The sequence below is a fragment of the Mesorhizobium sp. M2E.F.Ca.ET.209.01.1.1 genome (genome assembly GCF_004010375.2).
Lineage (GTDB): Bacteria > Pseudomonadota > Alphaproteobacteria > Rhizobiales > Rhizobiaceae > Mesorhizobium.
Genome location: NZ_SADP02001110.1, coordinates 1 through 294, shown reverse-complemented (window position 1 = coordinate 294; position 294 = coordinate 1). Strand labels below are relative to the sequence as shown.

At 56.8% G+C, this 294-nt stretch carries 1 protein-coding gene; it reads right to left on the bottom strand.

Going from position 1 to position 294, the window contains the following annotated elements; genetic code table 11:
- Positions 1–244: hypothetical protein (locus EN852_RS39330; RefSeq protein ID WP_135879943.1), on the bottom strand; the 244-nt coding region annotated here is incomplete at its 3' end.
- Positions 245–294: the final 50 nt, after the last annotated feature.

Below are 294 nucleotides of genomic sequence, written 5' to 3'. Positions count from 1 at the left end.
CAGAACCATCAGGCAGAGCTTTTTCATGGGCGCGACAAGCAGCATATTTTGTCAGAGAAATCAAATAACGCCGCTTCACCAACGGTTGACCGCCATGGATGCCCGGAGCGCTTCGGTCCAGGAACTGGTAAAGCGACTCGGCCCGGATCACGGCTCTATGCATTGGGACCTGGTGAAGGTGATCTTCTGCCACGAATGCCGTGCCGCCGGCCGCGATGACCGAAATCTTCAGTTCACCAACCATGCGATGACGCCAGAGCAGCGGAAGGGCTGGACACCTTGCCCGTGATGTTT